Annotated in this window: 20 protein-coding genes; 5 read left to right on the top strand and 15 right to left on the bottom strand. The window is 67.9% G+C overall.

The genetic code is table 11. From position 1 onward, the window contains the following. Nucleotides 1–72: 72 nt before the first annotated feature. The 4 genes from JZ791_RS21005 to JZ791_RS20990 are packed head-to-tail and all read right to left on the bottom strand — an operon-like array spanning nucleotide 73 to nucleotide 4359. Nucleotides 73–939 carry an alpha/beta fold hydrolase gene (locus JZ791_RS21005; RefSeq protein WP_216896876.1) on the bottom strand — a complete coding sequence of 289 codons (867 nt, stop codon included), beginning with the start codon at nucleotides 937–939 and terminating at the stop codon, nucleotides 73–75. A gap of 3 nt (nucleotides 940–942) precedes the next feature. Then, a complete protein-coding gene (locus JZ791_RS21000) occupies nucleotides 943–2214 on the bottom strand; it encodes a M20 family metallopeptidase (RefSeq protein WP_216896875.1) in 1272 nt (423 codons plus the stop codon). Next, the gene (locus tag JZ791_RS20995; protein ID WP_216896874.1) at nucleotides 2211–3143 is read right to left on the bottom strand and encodes a DODA-type extradiol aromatic ring-opening family dioxygenase; all 933 of its coding nucleotides are present in this window, start codon (nucleotides 3141–3143) and stop codon (nucleotides 2211–2213) included. Before JZ791_RS20995 ends, JZ791_RS21000 begins: the two co-directional genes overlap by 4 nt. Nucleotide 3144: 1 nt before the next feature. After that, the gene (locus JZ791_RS20990; RefSeq protein ID WP_216896873.1) at nucleotides 3145–4359 is read right to left on the bottom strand and encodes a Rieske 2Fe-2S domain-containing protein; all 1215 of its coding nucleotides are present in this window, start codon (nucleotides 4357–4359) and stop codon (nucleotides 3145–3147) included. 191 nt (nucleotides 4360–4550) lie between these two features. On the opposite strand from JZ791_RS20990, the gene JZ791_RS20985 reads away from it, so the two are divergent. Both JZ791_RS20985 and JZ791_RS20980 read left to right on the top strand, forming a co-directional pair. Next, the gene (locus JZ791_RS20985) at nucleotides 4551–5597 is read left to right on the top strand and encodes an NAD(P)/FAD-dependent oxidoreductase (protein WP_216896872.1); all 1047 of its coding nucleotides are present in this window, start codon (nucleotides 4551–4553) and stop codon (nucleotides 5595–5597) included. 3 nt (nucleotides 5598–5600) lie between these two features. Further along, nucleotides 5601–5933 (top strand): ferredoxin family protein, encoded by a 333-nt coding sequence (locus JZ791_RS20980; RefSeq protein ID WP_216896871.1) that lies wholly within the window; start codon nucleotides 5601–5603, stop codon nucleotides 5931–5933. On the opposite strand, the gene JZ791_RS20975 is transcribed toward JZ791_RS20980, so the two are convergent. The 3 genes from JZ791_RS20975 to JZ791_RS20965 form a co-directional block, all read right to left on the bottom strand. Beyond that, entirely contained in the window at nucleotides 5920–6687 is a 768-nt protein-coding gene (locus JZ791_RS20975) for an enoyl-CoA hydratase/isomerase family protein (protein ID WP_254206040.1), read from the bottom strand. The two genes, JZ791_RS20980 and JZ791_RS20975, sit on opposite strands and share 14 nt — an antisense overlap. 75 nt (nucleotides 6688–6762) lie before the next feature. Beyond that, nucleotides 6763–8985: a CaiB/BaiF CoA-transferase family protein gene (locus JZ791_RS20970; RefSeq protein ID WP_216896870.1), complete on the bottom strand. Its 2223-nt coding sequence runs from the start codon at nucleotides 8983–8985 to the stop codon at nucleotides 6763–6765. Next, the gene (locus tag JZ791_RS20965) at nucleotides 8982–10430 is read right to left on the bottom strand and encodes a purine-cytosine permease family protein (protein ID WP_216896869.1); all 1449 of its coding nucleotides are present in this window, start codon (nucleotides 10428–10430) and stop codon (nucleotides 8982–8984) included. Before JZ791_RS20965 ends, JZ791_RS20970 begins: the two co-directional genes overlap by 4 nt. A gap of 184 nt (nucleotides 10431–10614) precedes the next feature. Here JZ791_RS20965 and JZ791_RS20960 point away from each other — a divergent pair, with 184 nt between their 5' ends. After that, complete coding sequence (locus JZ791_RS20960) at nucleotides 10615–12183, top strand: AMP-binding protein (RefSeq protein ID WP_216896868.1); 1569 nt, start codon at nucleotides 10615–10617, stop codon at nucleotides 12181–12183. Here the strand turns inward: JZ791_RS20960 and JZ791_RS20955 are convergent. From JZ791_RS20955 to JZ791_RS20945, 3 genes are all read right to left on the bottom strand, one after another. Continuing rightward, the gene (locus JZ791_RS20955) at nucleotides 12086–12934 is read right to left on the bottom strand and encodes an IclR family transcriptional regulator (RefSeq protein WP_254206039.1); all 849 of its coding nucleotides are present in this window, start codon (nucleotides 12932–12934) and stop codon (nucleotides 12086–12088) included. The two genes, JZ791_RS20960 and JZ791_RS20955, sit on opposite strands and share 98 nt — an antisense overlap. Before the next feature lie 47 nt (nucleotides 12935–12981). Beyond that, the gene (locus tag JZ791_RS20950) at nucleotides 12982–13992 is read right to left on the bottom strand and encodes an LLM class flavin-dependent oxidoreductase (protein WP_216896867.1); all 1011 of its coding nucleotides are present in this window, start codon (nucleotides 13990–13992) and stop codon (nucleotides 12982–12984) included. Nucleotides 13993–14151: 159 nt separating this feature from the next. Beyond that, complete coding sequence (locus tag JZ791_RS20945; protein ID WP_216896866.1) at nucleotides 14152–14844, bottom strand: TetR/AcrR family transcriptional regulator; 693 nt, start codon at nucleotides 14842–14844, stop codon at nucleotides 14152–14154. A 134-nt stretch (nucleotides 14845–14978) separates the two neighbouring features. On the opposite strand from JZ791_RS20945, the gene JZ791_RS20940 reads away from it, so the two are divergent. Next, nucleotides 14979–15797, top strand: a complete 819-nt coding sequence (locus JZ791_RS20940; protein WP_216896865.1) for an alpha/beta fold hydrolase — start codon at nucleotides 14979–14981, stop codon at nucleotides 15795–15797. Here the strand turns inward: JZ791_RS20940 and JZ791_RS20935 are convergent. Beyond that, on the bottom strand, nucleotides 15773–16021 hold the full coding sequence (locus tag JZ791_RS20935) for a WLR motif membrane protein (protein WP_216896864.1): 249 nt from the start codon (nucleotides 16019–16021) through the stop codon (nucleotides 15773–15775). The genes JZ791_RS20940 and JZ791_RS20935 overlap by 25 nt on opposite strands. Nucleotides 16022–16117: 96 nt before the next feature. Next, complete coding sequence (locus JZ791_RS20930; RefSeq protein ID WP_216896863.1) at nucleotides 16118–16663, bottom strand: WLR motif membrane protein; 546 nt, start codon at nucleotides 16661–16663, stop codon at nucleotides 16118–16120. A gap of 284 nt (nucleotides 16664–16947) precedes the next feature. Here JZ791_RS20930 and JZ791_RS46080 point away from each other — a divergent pair, with 284 nt between their 5' ends. Beyond that, nucleotides 16948–17070, top strand: coding sequence for a hypothetical protein (locus JZ791_RS46080; protein WP_256461927.1), 123 nt, complete (start codon nucleotides 16948–16950; stop codon nucleotides 17068–17070). 143 nt (nucleotides 17071–17213) lie between these two features. Here the strand turns inward: JZ791_RS46080 and recQ are convergent, their stop codons facing one another. From recQ to ftsE, 3 genes are all read right to left on the bottom strand, one after another. Then, nucleotides 17214–19358: a DNA helicase RecQ gene (recQ, locus tag JZ791_RS20925; protein WP_216896862.1), complete on the bottom strand. Its 2145-nt coding sequence runs from the start codon at nucleotides 19356–19358 to the stop codon at nucleotides 17214–17216. Between the two features lie 117 nt (nucleotides 19359–19475). Beyond that, nucleotides 19476–20384 (bottom strand): permease-like cell division protein FtsX, encoded by a 909-nt coding sequence (gene ftsX, locus JZ791_RS20920; RefSeq protein ID WP_216896861.1) that lies wholly within the window; start codon nucleotides 20382–20384, stop codon nucleotides 19476–19478. Beyond that, nucleotides 20384–21073, bottom strand: coding sequence for a cell division ATP-binding protein FtsE (gene ftsE / locus JZ791_RS20915; protein ID WP_216896860.1), 690 nt, complete (start codon nucleotides 21071–21073; stop codon nucleotides 20384–20386). The genes ftsX and ftsE overlap by 1 nt, the downstream gene beginning before the upstream one ends. Nucleotides 21074–21137 lie beyond the last annotated feature (64 nt).

Here is a 21137-nt window from a genome sequence, read left to right as displayed (position 1 = left end):
TGCTTCGCGGGGCAAGCTTCCGCACCGCGACGATCAGCGCGGCAATGACGGGCAGGGCCACCAGTGCTTTCATCATGCGGCGACCACTTTGTCCCGCACAGAATTCAGGAATCCCGTGACCACCGAATAGAATTCGTGCGGGCGCTCCTCCTGCAGGTGGTGCGAGGCGTGGTCCATCACGTGCAGGTTGCCGTTCGGCACCATTCGCGCCAGCATCAGCGGATAGTCCGGGGTGAGGAACGCGTCCTGCATACCCCAGGCGAACAGCACCGGCGACTGTATCTGCCCCAGTTCCGCGGTCAGATCCTGCCACTCGCCGCGTGGCGAATCGGACATCGCTGCCAGCTCCCGCTCACCCGGGTCCAGGCTCTGCTGATACCGCATGTCCAGGGTCTCCTCGGGCAGCGCCTCGGGGTCGTACCATTCCAGGCCGGTGATCAGCCGACGCATCTTCTCCCTGGTCGGGCCCTCACCGCCGTAGTACACGTCACGGGCGTTGCGTCCGCGGCGGCCGCCCTCCGGCAGCGGCGCGAGCGGGCCGTAGAAGACCGGCATGCTACCGGTCACCACCAACGCGCCCGCCCGATCGGGATATTTCGCGGCCAGGTTGAGGGCGATAGTGCCGCCCCAGGAATTGCAGACGAAATCCGCGCGCTCGACACCCAGCGTGTCCAGCAACGCGACGGTCTTGGCCGCGTGATGGTCCCACATCGGCCCGGAGATCCGGGACTTCTCGGATGTGCCGTACTGCTGGATGTCGACCAGCAGGCAGCGCCTGTCCGCCGCGAAAAGCGGTGCGACCGGGCCGAAATCGCTCCACGCGGTGCAGCCGGGGCCGCCGCCGTGCAGGAATACGGTGTCCCGGCCGGAACCGAGATCGTGGTAGTGGTAACGGATCCCGCCGCCGTCGGCGAACCGGCTCTCAGGTGGTCGTGTCAACGGTCATACTCCTTTTCCGGTGGTGGACAGGGTGATTCGAGCCAATACCTCGCACAACCGGCGCATCGCGCGCACGTCCACCGTGTTCATGCCCGCGCTGAAGTCGATATCCTCGCCGGCGACCTTCGGCATACCGATCCGGACGGTCGGGATGCCGCGCGCCCGAAGGATGTTCGCGTCGGTCGCGCCGCTGTTGTCGGGCACCGGCTCGTGCGCGCGGCCCGCGGTCTGTTCCCAGGCGGCCACCGCGGTCCGCACGATGGGCGCATCAGGCGGGGTGTGGGTGCCCGGAATGGCAAGCACCATCTCGAATCCGAGCGACACGCCCAGTTCCGTGCCGACCTGCGCGACGAACTCGCCGAGTTCCCGTTTGATCGCCAGCGGCATGGTCTGCGGGGCGATACGAACGTCCATGCGGATGCGGCAGGCCGCCGGGGTGACCGCGAGCATGCGCTCCCAGCCGCCCGCGATCGATCCGATGATCCCTTGCGGCGCGGCGGTTTCGGTCCGATGCCGGGCCGGATAGTCCGCCAGCCAGTTCTCCAGCCGGGTCACCACCTCGGCGGCGGTGACGATCGGATTGCGATAGGGCAGCCGGTGTCTGCTTCCGGAGTAGGTGTGGATGCCCGGCACGGTGATCTCGAACCAGCAGAGCCCGACCTCCTCGTGCGCCACGAAGTCGCCGGGCTTGGCGATCACCGCGTAATCGGTGTGCCAGCCGCGCTCGAGCAGGAACGAACACCCCACGCCCTGACCGGTATTCGCGCGCGCCGGATAATCGGGCGCCTCGATCGCGTTGGTCGGCATGCCGCCCGCCCCGAACGCCACCACCACGTCACCGGCCAATTCCGGGCGGACCGCACCCAGCGCCTGGGCCAGCACCAGGATGCACGCCGCGTGCCCCTTGGGATTGCTTGCGCCGAGCCCCGATACGAACGGGCCGTCGTCGCGGGCGGAGGCCCGCATGTCGTCCCGCAACTCCGGGCCGATCCACGGCAGGTCGATCTCCGGCTCACCGGTGGTCAGCGTGTCGATCGGCGCGTACAGCAGCAGATCCGGGCCGTCGCCGCGACCGCGCAGCCGACCGGCCGCGTTGGCCTGGAAATCGTCGAGATACTGTGGCGCGGCGGCAAATCCGGCCTGCGCCAGCCGTCCGGCGAGCATCCTCGCCAGCGGCGCCTCCCGGCCGGTCGGGCTGGGGATATCGGTCACCGCGTGGACCGCCGCGCGGAGCCGATCCTCGGTGATGTAGTCGAGAATCCGCTCGAGGCTCATGGTTCGATCACCGCCACCCCCATTCCGGTGAGCCATTCCGGCATCGCCGAATACGCCAGCGCCCGGCCCGGCGCGAACCCGAGTGCGGCCGCCATGGTCAGCCAGGTGCGCAGTTCCTGCCCGCCGTTGCCCGCGACCAATTCGATCTGTTCGCCGGTCATTTCGGCGTACGGCGCGAGGTGGCCCCGTTCCAGATCGGCGAGGAACTTCTCGTCGAAGTCGCTGAAGATCACCGGCCGGGCGGCGGTGATGATCTGCCGGCGACGGCTGTCGTACCGTTCCCAGTCGCCGCGGCCGTTCAGCCACGCCTCGACCAGGAACTCCTCGTCCGCGCCGTCGGGCGAGCGCCAGTCCGCGGGCCAGGGCAGCTGATGGGACAGCCCGCCGGAGGCGATCACCACGACACGCCGTTCCGTCGGCAACGCCGCGATCGCGGCGGCGAGGTTTCTGCCCAGTTCGGCGCAACGGTCCGGGCGCGGCAGTGGTGCGGCGAACACGTTCACCACCAGCGGCGCCACGGGGATGTCCAGACCTTCGAGCAGATACTGAATGGCGTGCGTCTGGCCGTGGTCGATCTGCAGGCGCGCGGAGATCGCCACCTCGGTACCGCGTTGCACCAGATCCTGTGCCAGGCGCTGGGCGAATTCCGGGTCCGTGCGCTGCGGGCCGCTCGGCGTGCGGGCCTCACCGGAGCCGATGACCTCGCCGACGCCGAGGGTGAACGCGGGAATCAGATCCAGCCAGAAGCCACGAAAATGGTTGGACCCCACAATGATCGCGATATCCGGCCGGGCCGCGGCGATGGCATCGCGGGCCTCGCGCAACCCGTCGCGGAACCGCTCGGCGTCGTCGGTATGCACGAGTTGGTCCCAGTGGGTGTTCATCAGCGTGGAGTGCGATGCGCCGACCCCGAGCACGATTCGAGCCATCTCAGTTCTCCCCCGGTTCGGTGACCTCGCCCAGCCGGGCGCGACGTTCCTCGCAGGTGTCCTCGGCGAGCTTGCGCCACTTCAGCAGCGAGTCGTCCGGGCGATACAGCCGCTCCGGCGGCGCGTCGGTGACCTCCACCATCCACTTGTCCTGCGCGGAGAACTGGCCGTGGAACAGCCAGCGGATGAAGCCGAGGTATTTGGCGTAGAAGGCCAGCCTGCGCGGGCCGCGCTCGAAATTGGCCATCACGCCCACGTAGAGGTGGTTGTCCGCGTCGACCGGAACATAGAACTCGTAGTGGATGAACGTCGGGTACACGATGCGCAGCACGCCGGGCATGCTCACCGAGGCGAAGCCGGGGAACTGCTGCGCGGCGATCACCGGGTTCACCGGACGGTGACCGCCGGTGTTGCCGATGTTCTGCACCGCGGTCGGCGGCTTCAGCTTGTACCAGGCCTGATTGGACCACCGGCCCAGGCCCGGAAAGTCGGCGTCCCAATGCTGCTCGTCCTGTACCCGATATATCCACCGCCCGCGCTGGACGATATGGGTCCGATTCCAGACCGGCATCGGCTTGAACATCCGCCACAGCGCGGTGCGGTGCAGGTATTTGGCGTGGCCCTCGTCGTAGCCGTTTTCGCAGGCGAAGCGCCAGTTGCCCACCCGAGGCTGAATGCGGGACCCGAGCGCCGCCGGGTTGGCGACCAGTTCCTCGGGCAACTGCTCGTCGATCGGCGGCGCGTCCTCGCCGTCTGCTCCGTCTCCCATGAACACCCACACCATGCCGAGACGCTCCTGCACCGGGTAGGTCGGCTGGCTGAGCTTGCCGCAGATCGGCGAGGACGGGCCGTCGGTGATGACCGCGGCGAGATCACCGCTGGCCAGATCGAAGGTCCAGCCGTGATAGGGGCAGGAAATCGTGCCCGGGAACTGCTGGTTACCCTGGCTCAGCGGGACGCCGCGGTGCGGGCAACGGTCCGCGAGCGCGTAAACCCGGCCCCGGTCCCGGATCACCACGATCTTCTCGCCCAACAGGGTGATCTGCGCAGGCTTTCCGCCGAACCGGGACGAGTAGCCGATCGGGTACCAGTAACCGCGGAATCCGGCCGCCGCCGCGGCGTAGTGCGGCCAGCTCGACCAGTCCTGGCGGCCGGGCAATTTCCCGCCCCGGGCCGGGCGACGGCGCTGGGCTGTGTTGCTCACCGGGTTGTTCATGAACCGCAGTCCATCACCGCGAACGCTCGGCCCCAAGGAACCCGGTCCGCTCACCGAACTCGGATCCGCTGACACCACACCGTATTCCACTGAGCGGACCAACCAGTGCCCGATCATCTGACCTGGCGCATTCCACTCAGCGGTCCGGATCTCATCGGCACCGATCCGAATCGCCTTTACGGTCCCATGCCATGTCCACTGTTCCCGAACCCACTGTGGCCGAGCCGCTCGCCCCTGAGTCCAGTGCCACCGAGTCCGTCCCCGAACCGATCGTCACCGACATCCTGTTGATCGGCGCGGGCCCGACAGGCCTGTACGGCGCCTACTGCGCCGGATTCCGCGGGCTTCGCACGGTCCTGGTCGACGGACTGCCACAACCCGGCGGACAGATCGCCGCGCTGTATCCGGAGAAGGAGATCCGGGACGTCGCGGGCGTACCGGTTGCCCGGGGTCGTGATTTCGTCGCCTCGCTGCTGAGCCAGGCCCGGGCCTACGAGCCGAGCATTCTGCTTGACACACAGGCGATTTCACTGAGATACGAGGCGGGACGCCCGCAGGTGACTCTCTCGGACGGGCGGGTGGTCGACGCGGGAGCGGTGATCATCACCGCCGGTATCGGCACCTTCACACCGCGTCCGCTACCGGCCGGAGAGCAGTTCCTGGGCCGCGGACTGAGTTATTTCGTCACCGATCCGGCCGCGCACGCGGACCGGAACGTGCTGATCGTCGGCGGCGGAGACAGTGCGGTCGATTGGGCTCTGGCACTTCGCGATACGGCACGGTCGGTGACGGTAGTGCACCGCCGCAGCGCCTTTCGCGCGCACGCCGCCAGTGTGACCGCGATGACCGAATCCGGTAGCCGTGTCATCACCGATGCCGAGGTAGAGGCCCTTACCGGCACGGAATCGGTACGGCAGGCGCACATCCGGGTGCGCGGACAGGACGCGCCGCAGGTGCTCGAGGTGGACAGTGTGATCGCCGCGCTCGGGTTCGTCGGCAATCTGGGCCCGTTGGCACGCTGGGGCCTGGACCTCATCCGGCGGTCCATCGTCGTGGACAGCCGGATGCGCACGAACCGTGAGCGGATATACGCCGCGGGGGACGTCACCGAATATCCCGGGAAGGTCCGGTTGATGTCCGTCGGCTTCGGCGAGGCGGCCACCGCGGTCAACAACGCGGCGGTCGAACTCGACCCCGAATTGTCTTTGTTTCCCGGCCATTCGACGGAAAAGGAATAGACCATGCCCTATGTGATCGGCGCCAACTGCATCGACGTGACCGACCGCGCCTGCTTGGACGTGTGCCCGGTGGACGCCATCTACGTCGGCGAGCGCAAGAGCTACATCAATGTCAACGAATGCATCGACTGCGGTGCGTGTGAACCCGAATGTCCGGTAGACGCGATCTTCGTGGACCGCAAGGCGCGCGACGACGCGTTCGTCGCCGACTCGATCGCCTTCTTCAGCGAAACCCTGCCCGGCCGCGCCGCGCCGCTCGGCGATCCCGGCGGCGCGGCGACGGTGGGTGAGGTGGGCGTCGACACTCCCCTGGTCGCCGGTTTCACCGGCCCGTGAATACCGGTTCGCGTTTGTCCAGAAAGGCTTGCAGGCCCTCGGCCGCGTCCGCGGTGTGCGTCAGCTCGAGGACGCCCGCCTCCTCGCGGGCGAGGGCCTGCTCGATCGGAAGGCCGTAGCCCTCGTCCACCACCTGCTTCAGCAGGCCGATCGCCGCGGTCGGACGGGTCGCGAGTTCCCGCGCCCGCTCGGCCACGGCCTCCTCGAATTCACCTGCGGCAACGACGAAGTCGACCAGGCCGATGTCCAGTGCCCGGCGCGGGCTCAGCCGCTCGCCCTCGATCATCAGCCGCTTGGCCAGGTGCGGGCCGAGCAGCCGGGGCAACCGCTGACTTCCTCCCGCCCCCGGAAACAGCCCGAGGGCGATCTCCGGGAAACCGAAGGTCGCCGCCTCCGACATGATCCGCAGATCGCAGGCCAGCGACAGCTCCGCGCCGCCCCCGAGCGCATGCCCGTTCAGCGCCGCGACGACCGGCTTGGGCGCCAGCTCGAGCATCCGCTGCACCTCGATCCAGCGCCGCATCTGCGCCTGGTTGCCCGCCGACAGATCCCGCATCACCGCGATATCCGCACCTGCGACGAAGAACCGCCCGGTCCCGGTGATCACGATGCACCGCACCGCGGGATCGTTCACCAGTGGCGGCAGGGTGGCCAGGAACTCCCCGATCATCGCCGGATCGACCGCGTTCGCCGGCGGACGGTCGATCCGAATCGTCGCCACCCCGTCCTCTCGGCTCATTCGCAACACACTCATCCGATACTCCCTTCGTTCCATGCCTCGCCTTCGACTGCGGCATCGTCCTGCCGCACCGAAGCGGCCGGAGGCCGATCACTCCGTTACCCCATCGGCTTCCAATGCGGCCACATGCTTTTCATCCAGGCCGAGCAGTTCGCGCAGCACCGCGGCGGTATCCTGGCCCAGCAGCGGAGCCGGGGCGGTCAGCGCACCCGGGGTCGCCGACAGGCGCGGCACGATGCCCTCGTGCCTGACCGGGCCCGCGATCGGATGGTCGAGTACCGGATAGAAACCCCGGGCGGCCAAGTGCTCGTCGGCCTCGACCAGGTCCCGGCCGGTGGCAACCGAGGCCGCGGGAACACCCACTGCCTGTAACCGGGTAGCCAACTCGTGCGCGTCCTGACCGCACGTCCACGCCGCGAGCGCGGCATCGATCGCGTCCTCGGCCGCCCTGCGATCCGGCGGCGAGGGCAGCCCGGCCAGGCCGCGCAGCACCTGCCACTGCGCCTCGGTGCGCACCGAGATCGCGATCCAACGATCTTGCCCCGCACAGGGATAGACACCACGCGGCACGCCCGAATCCGAGCGATTCGGGCGTTCGGCCGTGCGGTAATCGGACCGGCGCCGATCGAGTACCGCTGGGCCCATGGTCGCGGCCATCGCCTCGAGCTGGGACAGGTCGACGTGCCCGCCGTGGCCCCGGATCAGCAGGTCCAGTGTGGCCAGCACGGCCGCGTTGGCGGCCACCATGTCACCCAGGCCGAAGGTCAGCCCCTGCGGGGGTTCACCCGGATCGGCTGTCTCGCTGGACAGACCGGACATGGCCGCGAGGGTGTCCGCGAAAGTCACCGCGGTCCGCCACGGCCCGCTCTGCCCGACGCCCGACATGGATACCAGGATCACCCCGGGATTGCGTTCCCGCAGCGAGGCGTAGTCCATACCCCATTTCGAAAGGACGCCCGGACTGAAGTTCTCGACCACCACATCGCAGTGCGCGGACAATTCGCGTAGCAGCCGCTGTCCTTCTTCGGTGCGTAGATTCAGCGCGACGCTGCGTTTGTTCCGGTTGAAATTGAGAAAGTAGCCGCTGTCGTCCGGGCCGGCTCCGGGCCGCAGCCGCATCGAGGGCGCGAATCGGGTCGGATCGTGCCGATGTTTCGACTCGATCTTGATCACCTCCGCACCGTGCTCGGCCAGCTGCTTGGTCGCGTACGGCCCGGCCAGCACCCAGGTCAGATCGAGCACCCGGACTCCGTCCAGCGCCCGCGCGCCCCCGCGAGACGGACGGGGGCTGGTCGGGGTGGCCCACACGTCGGCGGCTTCCAGCAGCGGGGCCAGCACGACCGGCCGGGGCAAACCCGGTGCGTCCCAAGGAAATCCGGCGTCCTGCCCCACCCCGGGTATCGTGATGAAGAAATTCCGTGACCGCAGTTGCGGATTGTCGAGCAGGCGCGAGGGTGGCATCACCTCCGCCCAGGGCAGCGACCGTGCCCGGCCCTGCTCGGCGATCTCACCCGCCTTGCGCTCGGCGACGAACCGTGCGACCACGTCGTCCACGTGCGGGCGGCCTTGCCAGCGCACGACCGGATCGCGCCACCGCTCGCCGAGCAGGTCCGCCGCCTCGCCGGATTCGGCCAGCCAGGCGAGCAGATCCGTCCACATGCGCTCGCTGCCCGAATATCCCCCGGCCACATAGCCGTCCGCCGCCTCGAAGATCCGGTGCGCGACATGGTCGTACACACCGCCGTTGCGCACGGGGTACCGTCCGGCATGAATCCAGGAGATCGCCGCGGTCTCCAGTGTCGCTGCCACCGCCTCCTGCGCGGACACATCGATCAGCTGCCCGCCACCGGCCAGCACGCCCAGCAACGCGGCGATGGCGGCGTGCACCCCGGCCACCTGCATGGCCTGTTCCCGAGGCGGCGCCTTGGGCTGGCGGTCGGCGTGCCCGCCCAGCCAGGTCATACCGCCCGCCGAGGCCAGGACCAGATCATCGGCCTGCCAGTCGCGACGAGGACCGGTCAGCCCGAACGGGGTGAGTACCACGTGCACCGCATGCGGCCAGCGGGAGGTCCCGTCCGGCAGCACACCGCGTAGCGAGACGACCGGGCCGCTCTCCAGCACCACATCCGCACGGCCGGCCAGATCGTCCAGATCGCCACGGACCCAGCGCTTTCCGGCGTGCCAGTGTGCTCGCGCGGCCGGGTCGATCCCCTCATCGGAATCGACCCGGACCACCTCGGCGCCCAGTCCGACCAGCAGTCGCGCGCCCTGATACGCCAGCTCGTCGCCGAGATCCAGTACCCGCAGCGTCACGACGCGACTGCCACGGGCTGCGCCACACGTGGTTTGAGCACCGTGGAGCGCAGCACCGGATATACCACCAGCACAAGGACTGTCGAGGTGATGAACCCGAACGGGAAGACCCCGCCGCGCACCAGCGCATACGCCACGACCGAGGCGAATACCAAGGCGAGCACCCCGGCCCAGTTGACCGTCTCCACCTCTCCGAGCTCGCGACGCTTGCCTCTGCCGACGATGTAGAAGTCGGCCACCGCGAGCGAGATGAAACCGATCACCACGATGCCGAGCACGCTGAGGAATCCGGACAGCTTGTCGAATACACCGGCCGCGATCATCAGCAGACAGATCACGTTGGCCAACAGGATCATCACCAGCCGGTTCGGGTGCCGACCGGTCAGCACGTGGTAGAGGTTGGACAGCGCGAGCGAGGCCGAATAGGTGTTCAGCACCTGAACTTTCGCCTGGGCCACGCACATCAGCGCGTAGCCGACGCCGGTGGACAGGATGATGAAGTACGCGCCGGTATTGTGCGCGGCGACATCGTTGGCCGCGGCGAACGCCGTCGATCCGGTGGCCCTGCCGTGCGCCACCAGATACTGGCCGACGAGTTTGTTGCCGCCGGTCAGTACGACGACGCCCAGCGCGATCCCGACGATGTCCAGCATGATCACCCCGGCCAGGCTGACCGCGCCCACCGCCCGCGTACCGCGCGCGTACCGGCAGTAGTCGCCGTTGACCAGGATCAGCGCACCGCCCTGCCCGCCCAGCATCCCGATCACGGTGATCAGATGGTCCGACCGGGTGCCCGTCGCCATGGTGCTGGCCTGGGTGAACGCCGACGCGAGACTCGCTCCGGACTCGCTGTAGATCTTCACCATCATGAAGGCGAGCAGCCCGAAGAACAGGATCACCAGCACCGTGGAGGTCCGGGCCACCACCCGGATGCCGAACATGCTCAGCACCACCCACAGCACGGTGAGGACCCCGTAGATCAGCACACGCACGCCGATCGAGTCGTGCCAGCCCAGTGCGAACAGGGTTCCGTTGTAGAGCAGCACATTCTCGCTCGCCAGCAGCCCGATGATCATGATGGCGAAGGCCAGCGACGAAATCGCCGAGCCGCGCAGCCCGAGACCGTAGAGCCGGGGCAGCACCGTGCTGGACAACCCCTCGGTCTTGGCGATGTTGCCGAACAGCCAGCCCAGCACCAGGATGAACGTGCCGACCAGCGCCCCGGTCACCAGCCCCAGGACCGAACCGACCAACGCGGTGATACTGCCCGCGATCGTCAGCTGGAGCAGTGAGGTGGCGACCCCGGCAGGAAGCCACGAGAGATACCATCCGGACTTCCGCTGTTCCTGCGGAACGGGATTCAGTGAATTGTCGTCGATTGCCGCAGCGAGCGAATCGCCGCTGGTGGATACTTCGAGCACGATCTTGCCTCCTGGCTCGGCCATGCGGCCGGAACCGATTGTGCCGCAACCGCACTCGTCCTATGGGTGTGGTTCATGACGAAAGCGCCTTTGCAGTAGTAAAGATCGGCCGATTATTCGACCGGGAATTCCGACCGGCAACGCCCCCAGTCCGCTCACCGGACCGGCCACGCCGACGGCCCGCCCGATCAGCTCTTAGCATCGGCCGATGACTCCGCCGCTGACCCTGCCGACGCTGCTCGAGACGCGGGCCGCACAGTTCGGCGACAAGCCGCTGCTGCGCACCGCCACCGTCGCCCGCACCTATCGCGAGACGCGGGATATGGCCGCCCGCACGGCCGGGGCGCTGCGCGCCGCCGGGGTGGCGCCGGGCGACCGGGTGGCAGCGCTGGTGTCCAACCGGGTGGAGTTGCTGGATCTGATGCTGGGCTGCGCGTGGCTGGGCGCGACCGTGGCGCCGCTCAACACCGCATTGCGCGGCGCGAGCCTGCGGGCCGTGCTCGAGCGGGTGCGGACCGGCCACCTGATGGTCGAGGCCGAGCTGGTGACTGTCCTTCCGGATGACTGGCCCGGCACACCCTGGGTGCTGGACGACGAGCCGATGCGCCACCTCGCCGATGCCGATCCCCTGCCGCCGGCCGATGTGCGGCCGGGTGATTCGGCGGCGATCCTGTTCACCTCGGGCACCACGGGCGGCCCGAAGGGCGTCTGCTGTCCGCACGCCCAGTTCTATTGGTGGGGCCGCAGTGTCGGCTCAGCACTCGAGATCACCGCGGACGACGTGCTGTACACCTGCCTGCCGCTGTTCCACACCAACGCGCTCAGCGCCTTCGTTCAGGCGCTCGTCGCGGGCGCGGAATTCGTTCTGGGCCAGCGGTTCTCCGCGTCCCGGTTCTGGCACGAGGTGACCGCTTCCGGCGCCACCGTGACCTACCTACTGGGCGCCATGGTCCCGATGCTGCTGGCCCAGCCGCCGGGTGAACACGACCGCGCCCACCGGGCCTGGCGCGCGCTGGCCCCGGCCTCCCCGGCCGCGCTGTGCGAGCCGTTCCGGGAGCGGTTCGGAGTGCGGCTGGTGGACGGATTCGGCAGCACCGAAACCAATCTCGTGATCGGCACCGACACCGCACACACCCGGCCCGGATATCTCGGGCGTGTGCTGAACGGCTTCACCGCGCGGGTAGTGGACGACGACCACCCGGTCCCGGACGGTGTACCTGGCGAACTTGTTCTCCGCCATGACAATCCGTACGCGTTCGCCACCGGCTACTGGGATCAGCCGGAGGCCACCGCGCGATCCTGGCGAAACCTGTGGCTGCACACCGGAGACCGGGTGGTCCGCGAGCCGGACGGCTGGTATCGCTTCGTCGACCGGATCAAGGACGTCATCCGGCGGCGCGGGGAGAACATCTCCTCGTTCGAGGTGGAGCACGCCGTGGCCACGCATCCCGCGGTGGCCGCGGTCGCGGCCTTCGCGGTCGCGTCCGAACTCGCCGAGGACGAGGTGATGATCGCCGTGACGCCGCGCGCCGGGCACGACCTCGACCTGGCCGAGTTGCTCGCGCACTGTGCCCGGGATCTGCCGTATTTCGCGGTGCCGCGTTACGTGGACGTGGTGGCCGCGCTGCCGCTCACCGAGACCGGCAAGATCGCCAAGGCGGAACTGCGCCGACGCGGCGTCACCGAATCCGCCGTGGACATGAGGCCGCCGCGCACACACCCGGCGGGCAGCCGGTATCCGGCCCCAGGCAGGTCAGCTGCTGTAGCGCCCGAGTGATCCCGGCGGCCGCGGAGCGCAACGGGCCGACGCAGCGCCGCACATCCAGCCGCGTGGTCGGTCCGGTCAGCGACAGCGATGCCGCCAAGGCGCCGTGACTGCTGAACACCGGCACGGCCAGGCTGAGGTAGCCGAGCTTGACCTCCTCGGTTTCCAAGGCCATCCCGTCCTGGCGGATCTTGTCCAGCTGCCCGCGAAGCCGACCGGCGGACATCGTGGTCCTGGCTGTCATCGCGGTGAAGCCCTGCCGGGCCACCTCCTGAAACAGGCCGTCCGGCGAATACGCCAGCAGGACTTTGCCTGTCGCGGTGCAGTACAACGGCAGCCGCCCGGCCACCCGGGACTTCTTGTTCAGCCCGCGATGCCCGATGATCTTCTCGATGTACAGCACGTCGAGCCCATCGTGCACGGCCAGGTGCACGGTCTCCCCGGTAGCCATCAGCAGGTCTTCCATGTACGGCAGCGCCGCCTCGCGCAGGATGCGGTTACGGGGCACGCGCTGGCCGAGCTCGAACAACCGCAGGCCCAGCCGATAGTTGGTGCCGCTGCGTTCGAGCATTCCCCACGCCAGCAACTCCTGGGCCAGCCGGTGCACGCTGGCCTTGGGCACCCCGCTGCGCCGAGCGAGGTCGGTCAACGAGAGCTCGATGTCCAAGGGCCCGAACGCCTCCAGAATCAGACGGGCCTTGCCCAGCACCGAGTTCATCGGATCCTGCGCACTGCCCTGCGGGGCCGTCATCGCTGCTGTCATGATGTTACCTTCTCAACCAGACGAACTATTTTATGCCGCAATGACATTCAGCCCGATACAGGTGCGCGCAGCCGCGGCGTCAGATGGCCGGCGACGTCGGCCAGCAGGCGCCGCGGCAGGTCGTAGGAGCCGACGTGTTGCAGGAAAACGGCTTCGGCGCCCGCGTTCTCGATCGCGTGCAGCCGGGTGTGGATCTCCTCGGCGGTGCCGTACAGGCAGAACTCCCGGGCGAACACGGCGACCGCATCGTCGTCGACGTAAGGGTCACAGGCGCGCACGGCGGCGTCCCAGTCCTGCGCGTGCAGCAGATCCGGATAGCTCGCGGGCAACCGGTCGGGCACGGCGACGCGCACACCCGCCTTGGCCAGAAAGGACGCGCCGCCGTTATGTGCGATGCCGAGGCAGACCGGCTTCAGCTCCCGCGCGTCCCGGGCGACATCGCCGGTGATCCGGCAGAACGCGGACACGGTGATCGGACCGGGCGTACGACCGGCCGCGCCCGCCCGCACCTCGGCGATGGCCGCGGCCAAGGGCTCGGGGGCCACCCCCGACAGCAGGATCGCGCCGTCGGCGATCTCACCGGCGAGCCGCAGATTACGCGGCCCACTCGCGGCCATATGGATCGGCACCGGCACCGGATCGCACAGGCCGGTACGTACCCCGCCGAAGTCGACCCGCCGGCCGGACAGCAGTTCCCGCACCACACCCAGCCGGGAGCGCAGTTCGGCCCCGGTCGACGGACGCAGCCCCACCGGCCCGACCGAGCTGTTGCCGACCCCGACGCCGAGCACGAATCGTCCCGGCGCGAGTTCCGCTACGGTCCGCGCGGCCGAGGCGACCACCGCCGGGTGCCGCGTGACCAGATTGGTCACCGCGGTGCCCAGCCTGATCCGCGAAGTCACGCCCGCGACCGCCGCCGCCACGGCGAAAACATCCCGCCACAGCAGCTGGGAGTCCGGCAACCACACTTCGTCGAGACCGGCGCGTTCGACCTCGAGAGCGAACTGCGCGATCTCGTTCGCCGGGGCGCAGGGCGGTATCCGGATGCCTATTCGCATGAGTGAACCTCCTCAGTTCCGTACAAAGTACGGTACCGCGCTGGACGCACTTCGGAAAGGTTTTGCGTTTCACGGCAGCGGCAACCCGCCTTTTCGCCGCCGGCGGCCCCTATCCCGCTCCGGGACGGCGAAGACAGGCAGACTGAATACCGATGCGGCTCAATCCTTCCGGTCGATTTCGCGCAACATACCGACGATGTACGCCTCGACCCCGGAAATGAACTGCCCGTCCGAGGGCAGGTCGGCGATCGCGTCCGCGTACTTGACGACCTGCGGGAACTCGTCGGCGGGCAACCCGGCGTAGTGGTGCACCCGCCTCCGGCGCTGCTCGATCGACTCCGGGTCGGCCAGCCGCCCCCACGGGCGCGGCGTCTGGTAGCCGACGAAGCCGATCGTGTAGGTAATCAGGAATCCGTAGCAGCGCACGGCGATCCGGCCCGGTATCCCGGCGTCCACCAGGCGCTGCAGGACAGCTTCCATCGCACCGCGCAGGGCGGTCGGGCTGCCAGTGACCCTGGAGGCCAGAAGCCAGGCGGCCGAGGGGTGTTCGCGCATCATCGCCAGAAATGCGTAGGCCACGGTGCGCAACGCCTCGGCCGGGCCGGCGTCGGGCTCGGCGGGCAGCCGCATCCGGCCCATCGCGCGGTCGGCCATGCCGTCCAGGATCTCGTCACGGCTGCGAAAGTAGCCGTACAACGTCATCGTGCCCACCTCCAATTCGGCGGCGAGCCTGCGCACGGTCAGCCGATCCAGATCGGCCTCCGCGTCGGCGATCCGGAGGGCGGCCTCGATGATGCGATCCGACGTCAGCGCGACCGTCCGGCCGTTCGTTCGTTTCCGCTGCTGAGCCATTGCGCCCCCTGCCTTCTCATCGTGATCGTCGCCTGCGCCGGTAACCGTACCGGAAGCGCTCGGCCTTGACTCCGTGCATCGAACGGTACATAGTACGAACGCCGACGTCGACCATTGCTGACAGGAGAACTCACATGCTGGCCGCCAACTACGTGGACAGCCGGTTCGGCCGGCTGCACTATGTCGAGCAGGGTGCCGGAGACCCGGTTCTGCTCCTGCATCAGACCCCGCGCTCCTGGACGGAGTTCATCGATGTGCTGCCGCTGCTCGGGGCCACGCATCGGGTGATCGCGATGGATACCGTCGGCTACGGCGGCTCGGCCAAACCGGACGACGACCAGAGCATCGAACAGTTCGCCGACGGCGTGGAGGACCTGGTGAACGGCCTGGGCCTGGACTCGTTCCACCTCGTCGGTCACCACACCGGCGGAGTGATCGCGGTCGAGGTGGCCGCACGGCTGGGCGCGCGGGTACGCGGGCTGGTGCTGTCCGCGACCCCGTTCATCACCGCGGAAAAACGCGCCCGGGCGGTCTGGAGACGACCGATCGACTGGGTCAAACCGATGCCGGACGGTTCGCACCTGGTGGAGCTGTGGAACCGGCGGCGGGAATACTACCGGCCGGGTCAGGAGGCCTCGCTGAACCGTTTCATGGTCGACGCGCTACGTGTGCTGGACCGCGCGGAGGACGGCCACATCGCGCTACACCTGTACCACATGCAGGAGCGGCTGCCGCTGATCACGGCCCCGGTGACGATGATCTGCGGCCAGGACGACGAGCCGTCCAAGCCCAGCATGGAACCACTGTCCGCCGCCCTGCACTGCAGGACTCACTTCGTGCCGGATGCCGGTGTCTCGCTGCCCGAACAGCGTCCGGACGAATTCACCCGGCTCGTGCGCGAGGCAGTGGCAGCGAGCAGCCGGACGACTCAATGCGGAGACACTTCGAGGTAGAGCACGAGAAGCGCGATCCACACGATCAGCAGGATGATCGTCGATACCCGGGGATGACCGAGGGCGCGGTAGGCGTGCGGGCGCAACCACCCGGCCTCGACCATGCCCGCGGTGCCGCGACCGCGAGCGGACTCGTCCCGCTCCGGCGCATCGGCGTCGGGGCTGTCGGGCGTGCTCGATGACCCCGCATCGCCGGAGTCCTGGTTATGGCTGTGATGCACCATGGCGGAACGCTATCCGCCCCGGCCCGCATCCGTGGACTTTTTCCGCATCTGGAGCATCACGGGTTGTCATCGGTTGGGACACCTGACAGGCGATGGCTAGGCCGGCCGCACTACGAGATATACCGCGAACACCGCGACCCACACCGACATCAGCACCAGCGTCGATACCCGGGGCCGTCCCAGCGGTTTGCGCCGTTTCCACAACCCGGTCCCCCAACCGTGTCGCACGACGCCCGCATACGCCGCGCCACTGGACTGCGCGTTCGGCTGTTCGTCGTCGCTCGCCCGCGAATCGGTATTCGGCTGCGCTTCGGCGCTCGTCTCAGCGGCAATACCCTGCTGCTCACCGGTACCAGGTTGTACGTAGCCATTCGACTGCGCGACAACACTCGGCTGCGAATCGAAACTCGGCGAAACAGCAGTGACCTGCCGCTCACCTGCACTGGGCTGCGCATAGCCATTCGACTGCGCAGTGACAATCGGTAGCTCTTCCGTGTCGAACTGCGAGTCCGCCACAGATTGCGTATCGACATTCGGTTGCGTATCGACGGCTGCCCGAACACCAGCGGCCTCCCCCGAAAGGGCCGTCACCTCGGAGGAACCTTCGTCCCCGCCGATCACATCGTCGTTACCGAACATCATGTCAGAACCGTACCCATGGATCGGCTCGGAATAAACGGATTCGGGATGAGAGACACGAATTCCGAATCTGCACGCCCGTCCGGCAGCACCCCCGGTTCGGCTTCTCGTACTCGCCGGAGACCCTCTGCGCGCGACAATCAGCATGGAACATTCCAAAGTCGTTGTGTACCAACAACTCCGAATCGATTCGGGCTCAGGATTCGCGTAGGGTGATGACACCTCACTTCAAGGGGCGGTGTGGCAGATGGTCCAGGCCGCATCGCGCCGAGAAAGGAGGTGGTGGGATGGCGAAACATCGCCGGGACAAGAGCAATGCCCCGGTCGATTACGGCATCTGCTTTACGGGAGCTGTCGTGATCGCCGGGGCGCTCTTGCTGGTCCGCTGGTTCATCCAGCAGGTCAGGTAGTACCCACCAGATGGGTGAAGCGTCGGTAGGCGCCGGCGCTTCACTCCAGCATCACTCTCGTGACGCCTCCACTGTACTCGGTAGCTGCCCCGAATAGCCAAAAAGCCGAAGCGAGCGAGCAAGGCCCTCGCTAACTCGCACGACTAATACCGCTCGTCCGGCGGCGGTTCGAAATCCCACTCCGGGGGAGGTTCGTCATTCCAGGCGGACCGGGGTGCGGGCGAGACAGCCGGATTCGACTGTGCCGCAGCGCCCGTCTCGGCTTGGACGGCCGAGCGGGATCCACCCGTCGAGCGGGTGCGTGCCGCCTTGCCGCCGGTGGATGCCGACTCAGCAGGGGGCTGGCTTCGAGCCGGCGCGGCACTGCCGGCGGACGACTGTTCCGCAGCCCCGTTCCCGGCCTGCTCCGCGAGCGTATCCAGCACTCCCTCACCGTATTTGGCGAGTTTGCTCTCACCGATCCCGCTGATGCCGCCCAGCTCGGCCAGACTTCCGGGCTTCCGTGCGGCAATCTCGCGAAGGGTGGCATCGTGGAAGACGACGTAAGCGGGAACGCCCTGTTCCTTCGCGGTCGCCGCGCGCCAGGCACGCAGGCGCTCGAACAGGCCCGCGTCGGCCGGGGGGAGGTCGGCGGCGAGGCGAGAGGTCTTGGCGCGCGGGGCCTTTGCCGCCTTGACGCGTTCGGGCTCGCGGCGCATGTCGACCGTGCGGCTCTTGAACAGCACCTCCTCGCTGGCTGCGGTGAGGGTGAGCACGCCGTAGTCGCCGTGTACTGTCAGCAGGCCCTGGGCCAGCAGCTGGCGGACCACGCCCCGCCACTCGATATCGCGCAGTTCGGTGCCGATTCCGAAGACCTTGAGCTCGGCGTGCTTGTGCTGCACCACCTTCGGATTGGACTTGCCGAGCAGGATGTCGACGATATGCCCGGCGCCGAAGCTCTGCCCACGCTCCTTCTTCAGGCGCAACACCGTCGAGAGCACCTTCTGCGCGGCGACCGTACCGTCCCAGGTCTCGGGCGGGTTGATACAGGTATCGCAGTTCCCGCACCGCTCGCCCTGCTGGCCGAAATAGGCCAGCAGCTGGGAACGACGGCACTGCACCGTCTCGCACAGCGCGAGCATCGCGTCCAGGTGCAGTTGCAGCTGGCGACGATGCGCGGCGTCACCGTCGGACAGGTCGATCAGTTTGCGTTGCTGCACAACGTCACTCAGGCCGTAGACCATCCACGCGGTGGACGGCAGACCGTCGCGGCCCGCACGGCCGGTCTCCTGGTAGTACCCCTCCACCGACTTCGGCAGATCCAGGTGGGCGACGAACCGCACATCGGGCTTGTCGATGCCCATCCCGAACGCGATCGTGGCGACGACGACCAGCCCGTCCTCACGCAGGAACCGCGACTGATTGGTCGCCCTGGTGCGCGCGTCGAGTCCGGCGTGATACGGCACCGCCTCCACGCCGTTGCGGGTGAGGAATTCGGCGGTCTTCTCCACCGAATTGCGCGAGAGGCAGTAGACGATCCCGGCGTCGCCCGCGTGCTCGGTGGTGATGAAACTCAGCAACTGCTGCTCGGCCCGGTTCTTCGGCTCGATGCGGTACTGGATGTTGGGACGATCGAAGCTCGACACGAAATGCCGTGCGCCCCGCGCATCGCCCGCCGATGCCTCCGGGAGGTCCAGGCGCTCGGCGATTTCCTTGCGGGTGGTGGCGGTGGCCGTGGCCGTCAGCGCGATGCGCGGCACCTCGGGCCAGCGCTCGTGCAGCACCGACAGCGCCAGATAGTCGGGCCGGAAATCATGGCCCCACTGCGATACGCAGTGCGCCTCGTCGATCGCGAAGACCGATACCTTGGCCCGGTTCAACAGGTTCAGCGTCGACTCGAGCCGCAGCCGCTCCGGCGCGAGATACAGCACATCGAGCTCGCCGGAGACGAATGCCTGCTCCATGGCCCGGCGCTCATCCGGGAACTGGGTGGAGTTGAGGAAACCCGCCCGCACCCCGACGGCGTTGAGCGCGTCCACCTGATCCTGCATGAGCGCGATCAGCGGAGAGATGACCACACCGACGCCCGGCCGCACCAGCGCCGGAATCTGGTAACACAGCGATTTACCGCCACCGGTAGGCATGAGCACCAGCGCGTCACCGCCGTCGATGACCCGCGTCACGATCTCGTGCTGCTGCCCCCGGAAACTGTCGTACCCGAACACGCGGCGCAAAACCTCTTGCGCCGCATCAGATTCGGCAGGGCTGGTTGATGTCTCGAGCGTCTCCGGGAAACTCACCCCAGCCATCCTACGGATCAACGACAATCACGCCAGACCCCTCGGCGGGTCGCACCCTTTCCGCCTCCCCACGCCTCATGCCGGACTCATGTGCGCCACCGGTGACATCGGCGGCCGGCGCATTCATCACTGCTCGCGCACGTAGTACCGCAACGTGCCGTAAGCGGTGACGGCCGCGAACGCGATGGCCACCGGAACCAGCGTCATCGATACGAGCGTGATGTCGTCGCTGGTGATGCCCGGGAACACCTTGGACTGGAACAGCGACCCCAGCGCCCGGTCGATCACCAGCGGCCGTGCGGCGATCAGGCCGACCACCGCCAGCGCCGAACCGACGATCGCCGCGGCCACGGCCTCCAACAGGAACGGCAGCTGCGTATACCAGCGGCTCGCGCCGACCAGTCGCATGATGCCGACCTCTTCGCGCCGGGTGAAGGCCGCGATCTGCACCATGTTCGCGATCAGCAATATCGCCGCGAACGCCTGCAACACCGCCAGCCCGAACGCGGCGTTGCGCAAACCGTCGAACAGGCTGACCAGCCGATCGACGATGTCCTTGTCATTGCGGACGAAGCCGACGCCCGGACGCCCCTGGAAAGCCTGCAAGATATGCGGATACTGATCCGCGTCGGTCATCTTCACCCGCAGCGAGGCGGGCAGCGGCGACGACGCGACGTACGCGGCCAGCTCCGGCTGATCCTTGAACGTCTTCTCCTTGGCCTCACGGACCGCGTCCGCGCGGTTCATGTACTGCACCGACACCACACCGGAGGTCTGCTTCAGATCCGCCATCAGCGACCGGCACGGATCCTTCGAGCAGTCCACGTCGGTCGCGGACACATTGTCGTTGAGGTAGAGCCGCACCTCGAGCCGGTCCAGGAAGTACTGCTCGGTCTTGTCCGCCATCCGCACCGCGAGCAGACCGCCGCCGAGCATGGTCAGCGACACCGCGGTGGTCAGGATCATCGCGATGGTCATCGTGATGTTGCGGCGCAGGCCGTTGAGGACCTCGCCCAACAGAAAGCTGATGCGCATTAGCGGCCCACCCCGTACACGCCGGTGGCCTCGTCGCGAATCAGGCGGCCGCGGTCCAGCTCCACCACGCGCCGGCGCATCGAGTCGACGATGTGGTTGTCGTGGGTCGCCATCAACACCGTGGTGCCGACGCGGTTGATCCGTTCGAGCAGGGTCATGATGTCCTGACTGGTGTCGGGGTCCAGGTTTCCGGTGGGCTCGTCGGCCAGCAGCACCAGCGGCCGGTTCACGAACGCCCGCGCGATGGCCACGCGCTGCTGCTCACCGCCGGACAGCTCGCTGGGCAGCCGGTCCGCCTTACCGGACAGGCCGACCAGGTCGAGCGCCTCGGGCACCGCGCGACTGATGAACTTGCGGTTCTTGCCGATCACCTCGAGCGCGAACGCCACGTTCTGTTCGACCGTCTTCTGCTGGAGCAGCCGGAAGTCCTGGAACACACAGCCGATTCGCTGGCGAAGCTTGGGCACCCTGCGCCCGGACAGACGGTCCACCCGGAAGTCCGCGACGTGGATCTCGCCGGTGGTCGGCCGCTCCTCCTTGAGCAGCAGCCGCATGAACGTCGACTTGCCCGAGCCCGACGGCCCGATGATGAACAGGAACTCGCCCTTTTCCACATCGACCGAAACGTCGTCCAGCGCGGGTCGAGTCGAGGCCTTGTAGGACTTGGTGACGTTCCGCAGGGTGATCACGGGGAGCCAGTGTAACCAGCACTCCTGCGGTACTGCCTGGGGTACTCCTGTGAATTCGAGGGTG

It is taken from the genome of Nocardia alni (assembly GCF_019038435.1).
In the GTDB taxonomy this organism is placed as follows: domain Bacteria; phylum Actinomycetota; class Actinomycetes; order Mycobacteriales; family Mycobacteriaceae; genus Nocardia; species Nocardia alni.
The sequence above is the reverse complement of the archived record's forward strand: the minus strand, read 5'-3'. Positions and strand labels throughout refer to the sequence as shown.

Excerpts from the sequence above, each read along its gene's own strand:
- JZ791_RS21000 (WP_216896875.1), bottom strand. The coding sequence starts at position 2,214 with ATGAGCCTCGAGCGGATTCTCGACTACATCACCGAGGATCGGCTCCGC.
- JZ791_RS20995 (WP_216896874.1), bottom strand. The coding sequence starts at position 3,143 with ATGGCTCGAATCGTGCTCGGGGTCGGCGCATCGCACTCCACGCTGATG.
- JZ791_RS20990 (WP_216896873.1), bottom strand. The coding sequence starts at position 4,359 with ATGAACAACCCGGTGAGCAACACAGCCCAGCGCCGTCGCCCGGCCCGG.
- JZ791_RS20985 (WP_216896872.1), top strand. The coding sequence starts at position 4,551 with ATGTCCACTGTTCCCGAACCCACTGTGGCCGAGCCGCTCGCCCCTGAG.
- JZ791_RS20980 (WP_216896871.1), top strand. The coding sequence starts at position 5,601 with ATGCCCTATGTGATCGGCGCCAACTGCATCGACGTGACCGACCGCGCC.
- JZ791_RS20975 (WP_254206040.1), bottom strand. The coding sequence starts at position 6,687 with ATGAGTGTGTTGCGAATGAGCCGAGAGGACGGGGTGGCGACGATTCGG.
- JZ791_RS20965 (WP_216896869.1), bottom strand. The coding sequence starts at position 10,430 with ATGGCCGAGCCAGGAGGCAAGATCGTGCTCGAAGTATCCACCAGCGGC.
- JZ791_RS20960 (WP_216896868.1), top strand. The coding sequence starts at position 10,615 with ATGACTCCGCCGCTGACCCTGCCGACGCTGCTCGAGACGCGGGCCGCA.
- JZ791_RS20955 (WP_254206039.1), bottom strand. The coding sequence starts at position 12,934 with ATGACAGCAGCGATGACGGCCCCGCAGGGCAGTGCGCAGGATCCGATG.
- JZ791_RS20950 (WP_216896867.1), bottom strand. The coding sequence starts at position 13,992 with ATGCGAATAGGCATCCGGATACCGCCCTGCGCCCCGGCGAACGAGATC.
- JZ791_RS20945 (WP_216896866.1), bottom strand. The coding sequence starts at position 14,844 with ATGGCTCAGCAGCGGAAACGAACGAACGGCCGGACGGTCGCGCTGACG.
- JZ791_RS20940 (WP_216896865.1), top strand. The coding sequence starts at position 14,979 with ATGCTGGCCGCCAACTACGTGGACAGCCGGTTCGGCCGGCTGCACTAT.
- JZ791_RS20935 (WP_216896864.1), bottom strand. The coding sequence starts at position 16,021 with ATGGTGCATCACAGCCATAACCAGGACTCCGGCGATGCGGGGTCATCG.
- JZ791_RS20930 (WP_216896863.1), bottom strand. The coding sequence starts at position 16,663 with ATGATGTTCGGTAACGACGATGTGATCGGCGGGGACGAAGGTTCCTCC.
- JZ791_RS46080 (WP_256461927.1), top strand. The coding sequence starts at position 16,948 with ATGGCGAAACATCGCCGGGACAAGAGCAATGCCCCGGTCGATTACGGC.
- recQ (WP_216896862.1), bottom strand. The coding sequence starts at position 19,358 with ATGGCTGGGGTGAGTTTCCCGGAGACGCTCGAGACATCAACCAGCCCT.
- ftsX (WP_216896861.1), bottom strand. The coding sequence starts at position 20,384 with ATGCGCATCAGCTTTCTGTTGGGCGAGGTCCTCAACGGCCTGCGCCGC.